This is a genomic window from Leucobacter sp. MMO-125, from assembly GCF_037148395.1.
Lineage (GTDB): Bacteria > Actinomycetota > Actinomycetes > Actinomycetales > Microbacteriaceae > Leucobacter.
Map to the genome: position 1 here is coordinate 167,124 of NZ_JBBCTL010000002.1, position 14,690 is coordinate 181,813.

The 14,690-nt window shown below is 67.7% G+C and carries 12 protein-coding genes; 4 read left to right on the plus strand and 8 right to left on the minus strand.

Annotated elements, in window-relative coordinates:
• Positions 1-3: 3 nt before the first annotated feature.
• Positions 4-1,014, minus strand: a complete 1,011-nt coding sequence (locus WFI54_RS05525; protein ID WP_336651797.1) for an ABC transporter substrate-binding protein — start codon at positions 1,012-1,014, stop codon at positions 4-6.
• A 205-nt stretch (positions 1,015-1,219) separates the two neighbouring features.
• Between WFI54_RS05525 and WFI54_RS05530 the strand changes: the two genes are divergently transcribed.
• A complete protein-coding gene (locus WFI54_RS05530; protein ID WP_336651798.1) occupies positions 1,220-1,813 on the plus strand; it encodes a TetR/AcrR family transcriptional regulator in 594 nt (197 codons plus the stop codon).
• A gap of 66 nt (positions 1,814-1,879) precedes the next feature.
• Here WFI54_RS05530 and WFI54_RS05535 read toward each other — a convergent pair whose 3' ends face one another.
• The gene (locus WFI54_RS05535; protein WP_336651799.1) at positions 1,880-3,406 is read right to left on the minus strand and encodes an ABC transporter substrate-binding protein; all 1,527 of its coding nucleotides are present in this window, start codon (positions 3,404-3,406) and stop codon (positions 1,880-1,882) included.
• A 59-nt stretch (positions 3,407-3,465) separates the two neighbouring features.
• Positions 3,466-5,784: an arylsulfatase gene (locus tag WFI54_RS05540; protein WP_336651800.1), complete on the minus strand. Its 2,319-nt coding sequence runs from the start codon at positions 5,782-5,784 to the stop codon at positions 3,466-3,468.
• 122 nt (positions 5,785-5,906) lie between these two features.
• Between WFI54_RS05540 and WFI54_RS05545 the strand changes: the two genes are divergently transcribed.
• Together WFI54_RS05545 and WFI54_RS05550 are read left to right on the plus strand one after the other, a co-directional pair.
• Positions 5,907-6,611, plus strand: coding sequence for a TetR/AcrR family transcriptional regulator (locus tag WFI54_RS05545; protein WP_336651801.1), 705 nt, complete (start codon positions 5,907-5,909; stop codon positions 6,609-6,611).
• Positions 6,612-6,757: 146 nt separating this feature from the next.
• Positions 6,758-7,699 carry a formylglycine-generating enzyme family protein gene (locus WFI54_RS05550; protein WP_442918512.1) on the plus strand — a complete coding sequence of 314 codons (942 nt, stop codon included), beginning with the start codon at positions 6,758-6,760 and terminating at the stop codon, positions 7,697-7,699.
• Positions 7,700-7,774: 75 nt separating this feature from the next.
• Here WFI54_RS05550 and WFI54_RS05555 read toward each other — a convergent pair whose 3' ends face one another.
• A complete protein-coding gene (locus tag WFI54_RS05555; protein ID WP_336651802.1) occupies positions 7,775-8,518 on the minus strand; it encodes an SDR family NAD(P)-dependent oxidoreductase in 744 nt (247 codons plus the stop codon).
• Between the two features lie 10 nt (positions 8,519-8,528).
• The gene (locus WFI54_RS05560) at positions 8,529-10,109 is read right to left on the minus strand and encodes a GMC family oxidoreductase (RefSeq protein ID WP_336651803.1); all 1,581 of its coding nucleotides are present in this window, start codon (positions 10,107-10,109) and stop codon (positions 8,529-8,531) included.
• Between the two features lie 370 nt (positions 10,110-10,479).
• Between WFI54_RS05560 and WFI54_RS05565 the strand changes: the two genes are divergently transcribed.
• On the plus strand, positions 10,480-11,070 hold the full coding sequence (locus WFI54_RS05565) for a TetR/AcrR family transcriptional regulator (protein WP_336651804.1): 591 nt from the start codon (positions 10,480-10,482) through the stop codon (positions 11,068-11,070).
• A 47-nt stretch (positions 11,071-11,117) separates the two neighbouring features.
• Here the strand turns inward: WFI54_RS05565 and WFI54_RS05570 are convergent, their stop codons facing one another.
• The 3 genes from WFI54_RS05570 to WFI54_RS05580 form a co-directional block, all read right to left on the minus strand.
• Entirely contained in the window at positions 11,118-12,254 is a 1,137-nt protein-coding gene (locus tag WFI54_RS05570; protein WP_336651805.1) for a phosphotriesterase family protein, read from the minus strand.
• Positions 12,251-13,387 carry a hypothetical protein gene (locus tag WFI54_RS05575; RefSeq protein WP_336651806.1) on the minus strand — a complete coding sequence of 379 codons (1,137 nt, stop codon included), beginning with the start codon at positions 13,385-13,387 and terminating at the stop codon, positions 12,251-12,253. Before WFI54_RS05575 ends, WFI54_RS05570 begins: the two co-directional genes overlap by 4 nt.
• A 127-nt stretch (positions 13,388-13,514) precedes the next feature.
• Positions 13,515-14,489, minus strand: a complete 975-nt coding sequence (locus tag WFI54_RS05580) for a methyltransferase family protein (RefSeq protein WP_336651807.1) — start codon at positions 14,487-14,489, stop codon at positions 13,515-13,517.
• Between the last annotated feature and the right edge of the window lie 201 nt (positions 14,490-14,690).

The following is a 14,690-nucleotide window of genomic DNA, read 5'->3' on the forward strand; positions in this document are numbered from 1 at the left end:
AGGTTACTCCGAAACGATCACACCGGTGAGATCCACCGGCTTGGCGAGGAAGCCGAGGGCCACCATCTTCTTGTTGGGCCGCTCAAGATCCTCGAGATTCACGACGGTCGGCCACACGGGCACCTTCACCTGATCGACGGTGAGCTGCGAGTCGGTGTAATCGAGGCCGGCTTTGATCGCCTCCTCCGGGTGCTCGGTGGCCCACTCGTTCGACTTCACGATGGCCCGCTGGAAGGCGGCGATCGCATCCGACTTCTGCGAAACAGTGCCCGCACCGGCGGTCCACAGGCCGGTCGCCCCCGTCTCGAAGAAGCCGATGGAGGGAGCCGACAGCTGCTTGGCGCCGGCCGAGGCAGCCTCAGTGGTGAAAGGGCTCACGAGCCCGGCCGCGTCGACAGTGCCGTTCTGCAGGCCAGCGACCGCGGAGGTGAAATCGAGCACTACCCAGTTCACCCCGGTGGCGGGGTCGATCCCCTCCTTCTCGAGTTCCCCGGCGATCACCACTTCGAGCTGGGCCTTGCGGGCCGGCACGGCGATGGTCTTGCCTTCGAGGTCGGCGACCGACTTCACGTCGCTGCCCACTGCGGCGAACAGCCCGGTGTCGTCGAACTTGGCAGGGTCGTCGATCTCGGAGGCATCCGCGGGGTAGCCATCGGCAGCACCGATCACCTTGATATCGACGCCTTGGCTGAGCGCGTTGAGCAGCGGAATGCTGGGCGAGTAGGCGATATCGACCTGGCCGCTCTGCACGGCGGCGAGGCCAGCCGGCGGATTGGCGACAATCGAGGTCTCGATCTTCAGGCCCTCCTCCTCGAAGAAGCCCTGCTCGATGCCGCCAATGAGGCTGCCGTCAGAGGTGAGGCCGATCGTGGCGACCTTGAGCGTGGTGAGTTCGCCGCTGCCGCCACCGTCGGCGGGCGCTTCGGCTGCTCCCCCGGAAGAGCAGGCGGAGAGAACGAGCGCAGCGACCGGAAGCAGCGCGAGCGCGCCCACCAGGCGGTTGATCTTCTTCATGTGTTTCGACTCCTTCGTCGGCCGGGGCGGCAGCGATGACGCGCACCGATTCCATTAATCACCATTCGGTGACTAAAGAATAATCTCCAAGCGTCCACTTTCGGTAACGCTCAGATAACGATTAGTCACCAGGCGGTGACGAAAACCGCTTCGGTGCATTGAAACTGGACAAGCTCCCTAGAATTCAGGGAGAAAAAGGAGACACATGCCGAAGATCGTGGACCACGACGAACGCCGCGCGCACATCGTCGAGGCAGTCACCCAGATCATCATCAGGGACGGCTTCGACCGCGTCACCATGCGCGAAATCGCCGCCGAGGCCGGCTACGCCCACGGTGCCATCGCACGATACTTCCCCGACAAGAAAAGCCTGCTCACCGCAGCCTTCCTCGAAGTCTTCCAAAAGTCCCACGAGCACACACTGCACCGTACCCAGGGCGTGCGCGGGCTCGAAGCCCTCCGGCAGATGTTCCTCGAACTTATGCCCCTCGAATCCGACGGTCCCCAGCGCTCCCGCGTCGTGCTCTCCTTCTGGGACCGCGCCGCCCAAGACAGCGAACTCTGGGAGATCCACCACGAAAACATCACACGCCGCCGCAGCCTGATCCGCCGCTTCCTCACCGAAGCACGCGAAGACAGCGAACTCGCCCCCCACATCGACATCGAAAACGCCGTCAACCGCGTCTCCGCACACAACGCCGGCTGGCAAATGATGGCTGTGCTCGTACCAGAAGCGGCCACCGACACCAGCATCATCGCCAGCATCGACTCGATCATCGCCGAGCTGTCTGCAAAGTAACGACGACCCCGCACGGATCCCGAGAGTTTCGATCCGTGCGAGGCCGCCGAGCGCAGGGTGCCGCGATCAGCCCGCTGGCTGGATCTGCCGCAGCGTGGGGAACATCATCCCCGTCACCGGGGTGAGTTCGATGCCCGGGTCGGTCAGGAACACATTGTCGGACTGGTACCAGGGCACGAACCAACCCGCGTCGGTGATCAGTTCGTTGAGCTTCACGATCTCGGCATCCTGCACGTCACCGCGAGGAGCCGTGAGCGCTGTGTCAACCTGGGCCTGCAGCTCGGGAAACTCCGAGATATCAGGCTTCGGGTTGTACCACTGCGGCACAGTTAGCTGACGGGCGATCGTTGCCACAGGGTCGGAATCGACCGCCAACGAGACGATGAACATCGGGTAGGTGCCGGCGTTCGCCTGATAATCAGCCATCTGGTACTCATCCCAGGTGAGACGGATGCCCAGCTGATCGAAGGTCTGCTCGACAATCGGCTGCCACGGCTGGAACGCGGGCGCCATCGGCATCGCAATATCGAAGCCGTCAGCGTATCCAGCCTCGGCGAGCAACTGCTTCGCCTTCGCCATGTCGAACGCATAGCGCTCGTCGATGGCGGCGTCATAGCCCGGGTACCCCACTGCGAACACCTGACGGCTCGGCTCCCCCAGCCCCTGAGCGACGGAGTCGAGCAGCGACGCACCGTCGAAGGCGTAGTTCAACGCTTGCCGCACGCGCTCATCACCGAGCGCAGGCACCTGGCTCCCCGTGTGATCGTTGATCCGCAACCCGGCCCAGGAGGCGATCTTGCGCGCCACGCTCCATCCGTTCGACTCTGCAGTCGAGAGCATCGACGCATCGGCAAAGATGACGTTGACCTGACCCGCTTCCATCGCGTTGAGACGCGCCGCGGGATCTTGCAGCGGCACAATCGTCACGCTATCGAAGGTGAACTCATCGGCGGCCCAGTGATCCGCCACCCGATCGAAGTGGTACTCCGCACCCGGCACCGTGCTATCGCTCAGCGTGTACGGCCCCGATCCCACGGGCGCCTCAGCCGCCGTGCCGGCCTCGATGACCGAGGGCGCGACCATATAACTGCGACCGAGCCCCATGAAATAGAGCAGCCGGTCATCCCGCTGCTTCATGCGGATCTCCACCGTGTCGGCGTCGACCGCCTCGAAGCCCTCGACGTTCAAGTAGGCCTCTTGCGAGACGATGCCCCGTTGCAGGAACTCAAGGTTCTCGACAACCGCATCGGCGTCGAGCTTCTCACCATTGGAGAACACAGCGTCATCCCGGATATCCATCGTGATCGTGAGCGAGTCGTCAGACACCTCCCACCCGGTGGCGAGCGCCGGCACCGGCTGACCCTCGCCATCGAGCGCAATGAGCGGATCGTAGACAGCGGAGAGGTAGGGGCCATTGAAGCCGATATCCGCGGCGCTCGGATCCCAGGTGACGAGATCGAGAAAATTGCCGATCTTGAGCTCCGAAGGGGCGCTCGATTGCCCGCCGTCTGCGGCGTCACCTGCGCTTGCGCACGAGGTGAGCGCCAACGCTGCGACGGCGACCCCGGCAACAGTGGCGAGGATGCGTTTCATAGTGTTCCTTTCGAGAAGGGTGTTGGGATTGGATTTTGCAAAACCTCTGAGGGCGTCGGTTACTCGGCCACGACCGCAGCCGCCGCGCCGATCGCGTGGATCACCGTGCGATCATGGCGGGAACGCGCTCCGGGCAGATATCGGAGACGCGCGATATCACCGCCGCAGAATCGGAAGGTGTGGTGCCGCTCGTGCAGCTCCCAGTCGACGGGCCCGCCGTAGTCGTATCCCGCGCTGATACCGGTGAACGGCGCCATGCCCAGCAGCATCGGCACCTCGGGAATCTCAGCCGAGAGCACCCCGTCGACCTCCAGCCGCAGCCGCCAGCGCAGCCCCTCCAGCTCATCGACGCGCAGCACGAGCTCGCGCGCTCCCGGCTCGAGTATCTCGCCCCGAACGCGGTGCATCTCCCCGTACGCGTTGAAGGAGATCAGCGGCGCGCCGTCCTCGATCGCCAGCAGATACCCGCCGCCCTGATCACCGTGCGCGACCACCACACCGGCCGCGCCCTCGCCGAGCACCAATGACGCCTCCACCGCAAACGACTTCAGCACCGTCAGCTGCGCCGCCCTAAAGCGCTCCAGCGGAGGACGAAACGGCACCAGAGTCACCGGCTCCGCAAGAGGCAGCTCAGTCTCCGGTCGGTTGGAGAACAACGAACCATCATCGGCGAGGGGAAACACCGTGTTGCGCCACGCCTCTTCGCGCCAGCACTCCGCGAGCCGAGCCACCCGCTGCGGCTGATCCGCCGACAGATCGCGAGTCTCCGTCGGATCCTCAGCGAGATGGTAGAGCTCCCACTCATCCGGGTCGGCAACGCCCACCGTCGGGGGCACCGGCGCAATCGCCTTCCAGCCATCGTCTACCAGGGCCCGCGAGCCGGCCACCTCGAAGTACTGCCGCTCGCGACCTGGAGCGGCAGCATCCCGCAGCATCGGAGCAAGACTGGCCCCGTCGAATCCGAGCGTCGGGAGCCCCGCGCGCTGCGCAAGGGGAGCGACACCCGCGAGTTCCAGCAGCGTCGGGGCGAGATCCGCCACGAATGCCTGCTGATGCCGCTTCCCAGCGGGGCCATACTCCTCGGGGGCCGCGGGCCACGACACGATGAGAGGCGCGTGCACCCCGCCCTCGTAGAGCGAGCCCTTGAACGAGCGGAATGGCGTGTTGGACACGCGCGCCCACCCGGCCGGGTAGTGGCCGTGCACGCGCGGGCCGCCGATGAGATCGACCGGCCGCGGCACATCACGCACCCAGCCCTCGGGCATCGGCAACCCCGCCAAGAACTGCGAGAAATAGCTGCGGGTGCCGCCCAAGCCACCCTCCGCAGTGCCGCCGTTATCGCTTGCGACCACGATGATCGTGTTGTCGAGCTCGCCGAGTTCCTCGAGGCGCGCAACCAGGCGCCCGAGACTCTGGTCAACCTCGTCAACAGACGCCGCGTAGACCTCCATGTGCCGCGCGAAGAGTTCCCGCTCCGAGAGGTCGAGGTCATCCCAGGAGGGGATCCGCCCGGCTCCGGCTCGATCGTCATCGGGCAGCACCGCCCCCTCGGGCACGATGCCCAGCTGCCGCTGGCGTGCGAAGCGCTCTGCTCGCAGCGCGTCCCACCCAGCCTCATAGCGGCCCCGGTACTTCTCGATGTCAGTGGGCTTCGCCTGCACCGGCCCGTGCACCGCGGTGTGCGCGAAGTAGAGCAGGAACGGCTTCTTGGCATCATTGACCCGCAGCTCGTCGATCATCGCGATCGCCTGCTCGGTGAGATCATCGGTGAGGAAGTAATCGTCGGCGAACTCCGGCACGTCCACCACCGAGTTGTCGCGCACGAGACGGTGCGGATGGTACTGGGTGGTGAAGCCATCCATGCAGCCGTAGTAGCGATCGAAGCCGCGCTGCAGCGGCCAGGAAGATCTGTCTGCACCATCGTGCATGCGCGATTCGACGGTGAGATGCCACTTGCCCACCATGAAGGTGGCGTATCCTCCGGCGCGCAGTGACTCGGGCAGAGTGGCGGAATCCTCGGGAAGCTGGCAGGTGTATCCCGGATAGCCAGGATCCACGTGAGCGACGAGACCGAACCCCGCCCGGTGCGGGTTGAGCCCCGTGAGCAGCGAGGCGCGGGCCGGCGAGCAGAGCGGGGCGGTGCGATAGCCGGTGAAGGTCCAACCGTGCTGCGCCAAGCTGTCGATGTGCGGAGTGTCGATCTCACCGCCGAACGGCGCAAGGTCGCTGAAGCCGAGATCATCGACGAGTATCACCACGATGTTCGGGGCTCCGGTCGCGGCGCGAACGGGCTCCGGGTACCAGGGGGTCGAGGCCGAGGCCAACTCTTCGACGGCTCCCCCGAACCCCTCGTATCCACGCACATCGGGTCGCTGCACCTTGCACTCCTCCACTTTAGAGACCAACCGGTCTCCAAAACGTAACACACTTTCGAGACCATTTGGTCACAAATGAATCACTCGATACGCTGGGAGCACCCCAGCCTGGAAACGAGAGACGCATGCCGAAGATCGTCGACCACGACGCCCGCCGCGAACAGATCGCGGAGGCCGCCTGGCAGATCATCGCGCGCGACGGCTTCGACAAACTCACCATGCGTCGCATCGCCGCCGAGGTCGGCACCACGCACAGCGCCTTCGCCAGGTACTTCCCCGATAAGGAATCGCTGCTCATGGCGGCATTCCTCCGCACCCGCGAACTCGCCGACACCACCATTGCCGCCCGCACCGCCGGCAGGCACGGGATCGACGCCCTCCGCGAGTTCTGCCTCGCAGTGCTCCCCTTCGGCGACAACGGCACACTGCACGCACGGGTGGGGCTCGCGTTCTGGAACCACGCGGCACAACACCGCCCCTTCTGGAAAACACAACGAGAGCATGCACAGCGCTGGCGCACGAGCATCATGACCATGCTCGAAGAAGCCCGCGAGGCCGGCGAGATTCCGGCGCACATCGACCTGACCACAGCATCAGACGAGATCGCCGCGGCGAACATGGGCTGGCAGACCATCAAACTACTCATGCCCGAGTTCGCCACCGACGAGCGCATGCGGGCCTCGCTCGACACCCTGCTCTCGAGCATCGGCTCAACGACACACCCCAGCGACGGCCGGGCAGCCACTCACACGGCCTCGCGCGACACGGAGGCCCCAGAGCACCCGACAGCCCCCGCTCTCGCACACATCCCGGAGGTCACGGCCCAGTGAGCGACGAGCAGAACACTCCGCACTGCTGCGGGCCGGCAACTGCCGCGGCACCGAAGAAGGCTACGGCCCCCGTACCGCTTCATCTGGGACCCCCCAGCCCCGCAGGAGCGACGCCAGTCGGCGGCCCCGACGCGGCGACCGCGCCCCTGCCCGCGACCGCGCCCGCCCCGGCAGGAGCACACGAAATCGAGCAGTGCCGCATCCCGGCAGGCACCTTCACCATGGGCGACGCCTCCGGCGACGGCCTCGCCGCCGACGGCGAACTCCCCCTCCACCCCGTGACACTCGACGCCTTCGAGATCGACGCAACCCCGGTCACGAACGCGCAGTTCGCTCGCTTCGTCGAGCACACCGGATACGTCACCGACGCCGAACGCACCGGTGCTTCCGCAGTCTTCCACCTGCTCGTCGCAGCCCCCACCGCCGACATCACCGGCCCCATCGCCGGAACTCCCTGGTGGATCGGGGTGCGAGGCGCTAGCTGGCGGCACCCCGGCGGTCGCGCCTCGTCACTCGCCGGGCTCGAACAGCACCCCGCCGTGCATGTGAGCTGGCACGACGCCCTCGCCTACTGCGCATGGGCCGGGCGACGCCTGCCCACCGAAGCCGAGTGGGAGCGAGCCGCCCGTGGCGGGCTCGCAGGAGCCACCTACCCCTGGGGCGACGACCCGATCGACGGCAGCGACGGCGTCTGGCGCGCCAACGTGTGGCAGGGCACCTTCCCAGCCCACAACACCGCCGCCGACGGATGGATCGGCACCGCACCCGTGCGCTCTTTCACCCCCAACCGCTACGGCCTCTGGCAGGCCGTCGGCAACGTCTGGGAATGGTGCGCCGACCGATTCGACCCCGGCTACTACGCCGTCGCCCCGCTCGTGAACCCTCGCGGGCCAGATGGCGACGAACTGCGCGGCGGCGAGCGGGGTGACGAGCACAACCGCGCAGGCAGCGACGAACGCCGGGTGCTGCGCGGCGGCAGCTACCTCTGCCACCCCTCTTACTGCAACCGCTACCGCAACTCGGCTCGCTCCAGCAACACCCCCGACTCCACGATGGGCAACGCCGGCTTCCGCACCGTCGCCGCCTGATCCGGGCGGGTGCCCAACGAGCGCACAAGAAGAGCATGCCGGGAGGGCACCGGGAAGTTCCCGGTGCCCTCCCGGTCACACCGCCGTCGTCAAATAGCCGCCGTCGACAGGCAGCACCGCACCGTCGATGAACGACGCCGCATCCGAGGCGAGAAACGCGATCACCGCGGCCACTTCCGACGCTGCCCCGAAGCGGGCGAGCGGCGTGCGCGACAGGATCCGCTCCTTCGCACGGGCATCCAGGCCGTCTGCAAGGGGCGTCTCGATCCACCCCGGTGCCACGCAATTCACCCTGATGCCGTCACCGGCCCAGGCCTCTGCGAGTGACTTGGTGAGCTGCACCACGCCACCCTTCGCCGCTGAATACGCGACCCGCGATCCGCCCCCGAAAAAGGCGAACATCGACGCGATCGTGATCACCGAGCCACCCGACGCTGCGAGCAGCGGGCGCGTCAGCTCAGCGATGCGATACACCGCGGCCAGCTGGATCGAGAGCACCGTGTTGAAGGCCTCCCACTCGAGCTCGCGCTCCCCCAGGCTGATGCCCGCGGCCGGCACGAGTACATCAAGCCTGTCGAGCCCCTCCACCACCGCGCGCAATGCGGCATCGTCGGTGACGTCGACCTCGACCAGTTCGACATCGAGCCCCGGCGACACCCGCGCCCGATCAGCGCCGAGCCCGGCCGCGATCACGCGCGCGCCGAGCCCCGCGAACGCCTCAGCAGCCGCCAAGCCGATGCCCGAGGTGCCGCCCGTGACCAGCACGGTGCGGCCCTCGAACAGGCCCGGCGCGAGAGCCGGAACCCCCGGCGACGCCACAGCGATCCGCCTAACGCTCACCGGCGAGCACGAACTTCGCGCCCAGCTCACCGATCAGCACCGCAGGAGCGTTCGTGTTGCCCGTGGTCACCCGCGGCATCACCGAAGCGTCGATCACGCGCAGGCCATCAACGCCGTGCACCGCGAGGCGCGGCGACACCACAGCCAGCTCATCGACGCCCATCTTGCAAGTGCCAACCTGGTGGTGGTACGTCGCCACCGTGTTGCGCACGTAGTCGACGAGGTCGTCGCCGTCGCCCACCGACGGGCCCGGATACACCTCGGTCGCACCCCAGCCGCCTTCGTCGGGCGCGGCGGCGAGCGCCGCCTGGCTGCCGATGCGCCGACACTGCCGCACCGAGGCCACCAGCGACTCAACATCATGCTCAGCCGTGAGCGCCTGCGGGTCGATTACCAGCGGATCCCCCGGGTTCGGGCCCGACAGGCGGATCTCGCCACGCGACTCAGGCGTTACGAGCCCCGCCATCAGCGAGAAGCCGTTGGCGCCCTTCGGCTCCAGGAAATCACCGTACATCGGCACCGAGAAGTTGATGGGCTGCGTATCCGGGCGATCCAGCTCCTCGCGACTCTTCCAGAACAGGTGCGTCTGCGTCACCGACACCCCCTCACGCGGCGGGTCGATCGGCTTCTCCGTGTCGAAGATCACCGGCGCAAGATAGTGGTCGTGCAGGTTCTTGCCCACACCGGGCAGGTCGACGCGCGGCTCGATCCCCACCTCGCGCAGCTCATCAGCAGGGCCGATACCGCTGCGCAGCAACACCCGCGGCGAATCGATCGCGCCAGCAGCAAGAATCACCTCGTCGGCGAACAGCTCGCACACCTCGCCGCCCTGCGCGAAACGCACCCCCACCACACGCGGGCGCCCGGCAAGGTCTTCGTCATCCGAGAAGATCAGCTCGTGCACATGGCAGCCCACCTCCACGGTGAGGCGATCCCGAACCGGCTTCACGTACGCCATGTACGTGTTGAAGCGCTTGCCGTCGCGCACTGTGATCTGCTGCTGCGACACACCCTCGATCGATGCGCCGTTGTAGTCCGGGTTGTGCGGCAGGCCCTCTTCGACCGCGGCATCGATGATCGACTGCTGGATCGGCGACAGCTCATACTCATCAGTCACGTCGAGCAAACCCTCGGCGCCGTGCAGCGCCGGGTCGCCCCCGCCACGATAGTTCTCAATCGCGCGGTACACCGGCAGCACGTCATCCCACGACCAGCCCTCGTTGCCGAGCGAAGCCCAGTGATCGAAGTCCTGAGGCACGCACCGCACCCAGATCATTGCGTTCAGCGAGTGCGAACCGCCCAGCACCTTGCCGCGTGGCCAGTGCAGACGGTGGCCGTTCGCGCCCGGCTGCGGCGTCGTGTAGTAGTCCCAGTCGTCGGACGAGTGCCACAGCTCGCCCATGCGGCTGAGATCGTGGATCGCGGGGTTCGTGTCCTCCCCGCCCGCCTCGAGCAGGGTCACCTCGACCCCGGCATCGGCGAGCCGGCGGGCAACAACCGAACCGGCCGAACCCGCCCCGACCACGATCGCGCTCTTCGGTGCGCGCCCAGACACAGAATGCTCCGACATCAGAACTCCTCTCGCGTGCGGCTCCTTCGCCGCACCCCGCTCAGCCTCGCATCGCCAATGCCCCCGCGTCGAGCGCAACCCCAGACTCGTGCTCGCAGGCGCAAGACGCCTGCGGTTGAGGTCAATTGAGGGGCGGGGTGAGGATCGTCGAGTGGAGGAGAATGCGGCTTGGGTGGCGGATTCCGGCGGCTTTTTCTCCCTTCGGCGGGGTTGGGGCATAGGTGGGGCGGATCAGGGTGGGTGGGCGCGGATCAGAGGCGGTCGCGCATCACAGGGCGGCGGATCGCGGGGCGCGGGGCGTTCCTGCCGCCGAGCGCGGCTTTTCGTCTACACTGGAGGAGAAAACGCCAGCTCGCCGAAGGATGCCTCAATGCCGAAGATCATCGACCACGATCAGCGACGCAAAGAGATCGTCGACGTCACCTGGCAGCTCATCGTGGAGGGCGGCATAGAAGCCGCCACCATGCGCGAGATCGCCTCGCGGGCCGGCTTCGCGAACGGCGCACTCAAGCACTACTTCTCGGGCAAGGATGCGATCATCGAGGGTGCCTACGAGCGCTCCCTGTCACGCATCCAGGGCCGCCTCGCAGCACACGTCGCCGGCAAGCGCGGCATCGAAGCGCTCGAGATGTCGATGCGCTACACGCTGCCCACCAACGAAGACGCCACCGCGGCCCGCGTGCTGCTCTCCTTCTGGGAGCGCTGCGCCTTCAGCAGCGAAATCGACCACGACTACGGCGAGCATCTCACCAGCTGGAAGGCCGGATACCTGCAGTATCTGCGCGAGGGACGCGAAGACGGCGACATCGTCACCGGCACCCCCGACGAACAACTCGTCAGCGAGATCGTGCTCATGAACATCGGCGCCACAGTCACCCGGGTCGTGAGCCCTGAGCACCTCAATAGCGCCGTGCTCGACGCCCAGGTCACCGACTTCGTCGCGCGCCTGCGCCGCCCCTGAAACCCTGCGCCACCCTGGCGACCCGGGGCGATCCGGGTGCCCCGGTCTCAGCGTCCCCGCGGTGCCCCGAAGGTGAGCACCCGCGCCGGGTTCTCCACCATGATGCGGTCGATGGCCTCTGCGGCGACACCGAACTCGGCGAGCACCGGCAGGAAGTGCTCCATCACATAGCCGTAGCCGTGCCCGCCGCAGCGCCGCAGTTGCACACGCTGGCACACATCGCCGCCCAGCACGAGCTGCGATCCCCATCCATCTGCCACCAGCTCTGCGAAGCCGCGCGCCACGGATCGGTCGGTAAACGGAAACAGCGTGCCCCACGGGCTGCCCGTGGTGCCGAGAAAGTCTGCCTCGACGGTGACGCCCCGCGCCAGCAGCCGGCGCGCGAGGGGCATATCGTCGGCGATGCTGCCGGCGTGACCGAAGACGACGGAGCGCGGATCCGCCCCTTCCTCTTCGAGGGCATCGAGCACCCGCAGCTTCGCCTCACCCCAGCCGCCCATGTGCAGCGTGATCGGGGCGCCAGTGATTGCGGAGGCGCGGCCTGCGGCGCGCACGCTGCGCATCTCCTGAGGGTCGACGGGGTCGCCCTCGGCGCCCACCTCCCCGATGATGCCCGAGCGGATCGCGGAGCCGGGAAGCGCCCCGCCAGCGGCCGCACCACCGACACCCACCACGATGTCGCGCACGATGTCGGCGGCGAGCTCGTCGAGACTGCGCTCGGCAAAGCCGATCGGGTGCAGGTCTTTCTGATACCAGCCGGCCCCCATCACAATGTTCAGACCCGAAGCGCGGCTGAGCCTCGCGAGCGCGCCCGCGTCGCGGCCCACACCGCTGGGGGTCACCTCGACCATGGTGCCGCCGCCCTGGCGCGCGAAGTCGCCCACCTCGTCGAGTGCGGTGTCGAAGTCGCCGAGCACATCGTTGTCGATGTTGGGGCGGCCGCGGCGCACAGCGGCGAGCGTGTCGAGGGTGAGCGGATCCCCGGCTGCCGCATCCCACTCCCCCGGGCGGGGGTTGGCGGTGTGCGCGGGGCGCCTGATGTCGAGAAAGATGTGCTCGTGCATAAGCGTGGGGCCGAGCTGCTCGGGGCGCACCGGGCCGAGCACGGTCTGCACCAGCCCTTCGAGGTTCGGGATCTCGAGCCTGTCGAGCGCGGGCGCCGCCTGCGTGTTGCGATCCGTCATTGCGCTGCTCCCTCGTGGGTCGTGCGTGCGAGCATCCGGGCCGCGTTGCCGCCGCCGACTGCGCTCACGAGTGCGTCGTCGGCTCCCAGCATGCGCAGATAGGGCAAGAACTGCGTCGCCGCGAATTCGAGCCCGTTGCCACCGAAGGCCGTGAGCCTGTGCTTGTTGCGGATCCCGCTGCTGAGCACGATTCGGCTCGCCGTGCCGCGCTCGGCTGCCCGCAGGATTGCAATGGCGATGTCGTGGTCGGAGACGACGGTGCGCACGTTCGGGATGCGCCCAAGGTCGTCGAAGCAGATCGCCGGGCCGAGATCGAGGAGGGCGTCAAGGCTCTCGAGGTCGACGCCGTGACCTCGCTCGCTCGCTATGAGGCCGGCGGTGCCGGTGAGGATCACGCGCGAGCGGTCGAGGCCCGCCGCGTCGACATCGGCGAGTGCCGGCGCGAGGTCTGCGAAGCGCTCCCTGACGTCTGTGGGTGCCGGTGCGACGGCCCAAGGATCGGCCGCCGGTGCCAGCACGAGGGCGACCCCCGCGGCTCGGGCGGCAGCGGCAGCGGATCGTATCAACGCCCTCGCCCGGTCTTGCTGCTCGGCAGGGGCGGCCGCATCGGGCAGCGGGATCGCGCCGACGACTCCAGCGGGGTGCTCGGCGGCCGAGAGTTCGGCGGAGATGATGGCAGCTGCGGCATCGGGATCAGGAGCGGAATCGAGATCCTGATCGGCGTGACCACGCGCGCCGGCTTCGCCCCCGCCGGTACCGTCGATGCCCCGCACGATGGCGACGCCGCTGGCCCGGCTCAGGCACGCGAGCGCGCCCGGGCGGGCTGTCGACCCATGCCCGGCGAGTGCGACGATCAGCGGTACGGGCCCCTCGCCCACGGCTGCCGCGAGCACGTCGAGGGCACCCTCTGCGTCGGGCGCGGTGAGCGTGCGATCGTCGGTGTTGACCGCGCCCAGCATGAGCCGGCCCAACGCCGGCATGTCGACGTGGCTGCGCTCGAACTCGGCGTCACCGGCGGGCACCCCGGCGTTGCCGCGGCGCTCCGCAGGGGCGCAGAGGATGGTTTCGGCGGCGAGCACGAGCCCCACTGAGCTCGCCTCGATGGGTGCTCGCACGGTCTCGATGACGGGCATTGCGATCCTCCGGTGATCGTCATAGGGGCGGGGGCCGGGAGCGGCGACTCGGGCGCAACAGCCGCGGCGCGAACGCGGCGGGGCCGGGCGCCGACGCATCGACCCCGGCCCCGCGGCGCAGAGCACATTAGACCGCGGTTGCGACGAGCACGCGCGGGCTGCCCGGCAGCGCGACGAGGCGGTCGAACTTCCAGCCGGTCTCGGCGAGCCAGCCCTCGACCTGCGCGATCGGGTACACGACAGTGCCGTCGATGTTGAAGTACTCGCCGGCGTGCAGCGCGTCGATGGGGCGCTGGGTGTCGTCCTCGTCGAGGAAGAAGTCGAGCAGCATGAGCGTGGCGCCGTCGGCTGCGGCGCCACGGGAGGCACGCAGGATGGCCTGGTTCTGGGCCTCGTCGAAACGGTGCAGCACGTGGGTGAGCAGCACGAGGTCGTGCTCGCCGCCGGGCTCGGTCGACTCGGTGGGGCCTTCTTCGAGCGAGATGCGGTTGGCGACGCCGGCCTCCTCGGCGGCCTGCGCGATGCCCTCGGTGAAGCCGGGAGCGTAGACAAAGCGGGTGGTGAGCTCGGGGTTCTGCTGCATGGCGGCCACCGAGAAGCCGGCGGCGAGGCCGCCGAAGTCGAGGGCGTTGCGGAACTGCGAGAAGTCGAAGGCCTCGCCGAACTGCTCGGCGTGCAGCGCGTTGTAGGTCATCACGCCGGCCATGAAGTCGCCCCAGCCGGCCTCATCGAGGTCGAGGGTGCCGGCTTCGTCGCTGTCGACGGTCTTCTCGTAGCCGAGCCACTGCTTGTAGCTGATGTCGCCGAGGAAGGCGATGAAGGGGGTGAGGTCGATCTCTCCCTTGCCCGAGAGGTACTTCTCGGCGTCGGCTTCGAGCGAGTAGACGCCGTTTTCGCGGCGCAGCAGGCCGAGGCTGTTCATCGCGTCGGCGAGGGTGCGCACCTGGCGCTCGGAGTGCTGCGTGGCGGCGGCCAGCTCGGCGAGGTTCTTGGGGCCGTCGGCGAGTGCCTTGAAGAGGCCGATGCGGGCGGCGTTGTCGAGCTGCTTTGCGCCCATGAAGCCGATGGCGATGTCGACGATGCGTGAGGGGGTTGCGGTCATGCGAGTCGTTCCTTACGATTCTGGGCCGCCCCGCTCGAACGGGACGACGGTGTCCGTGGTGTGGCCTGCCGGAAACTCTACATACGTAGACATAAAATGTCCAGCGGTGCGGGAGTTTATTTTCTACTAACATAGAAAAATAGCGATGGCGGATCATGCCACTCGCCTTCCGGCGGCGCAGTCAGCGCCAGGCCGAGCCGA

Coding starts and splice junctions, on each gene's coding strand:
- WFI54_RS05525 (WP_336651797.1), bottom strand. CDS start 1,014: ATGAAGAAGATCAACCGCCTGGTGGGCGCGCTCGCGCTGCTTCCGGTC.
- WFI54_RS05530 (WP_336651798.1), top strand. CDS start 1,220: ATGCCGAAGATCGTGGACCACGACGAACGCCGCGCGCACATCGTCGAG.
- WFI54_RS05535 (WP_336651799.1), bottom strand. CDS start 3,406: ATGAAACGCATCCTCGCCACTGTTGCCGGGGTCGCCGTCGCAGCGTTG.
- WFI54_RS05545 (WP_336651801.1), top strand. CDS start 5,907: ATGCCGAAGATCGTCGACCACGACGCCCGCCGCGAACAGATCGCGGAG.
- WFI54_RS05560 (WP_336651803.1), bottom strand. CDS start 10,109: ATGTCGGAGCATTCTGTGTCTGGGCGCGCACCGAAGAGCGCGATCGTG.
- WFI54_RS05565 (WP_336651804.1), top strand. CDS start 10,480: ATGCCGAAGATCATCGACCACGATCAGCGACGCAAAGAGATCGTCGAC.
- WFI54_RS05570 (WP_336651805.1), bottom strand. CDS start 12,254: ATGACGGATCGCAACACGCAGGCGGCGCCCGCGCTCGACAGGCTCGAG.
- WFI54_RS05575 (WP_336651806.1), bottom strand. CDS start 13,387: ATGCCCGTCATCGAGACCGTGCGAGCACCCATCGAGGCGAGCTCAGTG.
- WFI54_RS05580 (WP_336651807.1), bottom strand. CDS start 14,489: ATGACCGCAACCCCCTCACGCATCGTCGACATCGCCATCGGCTTCATG.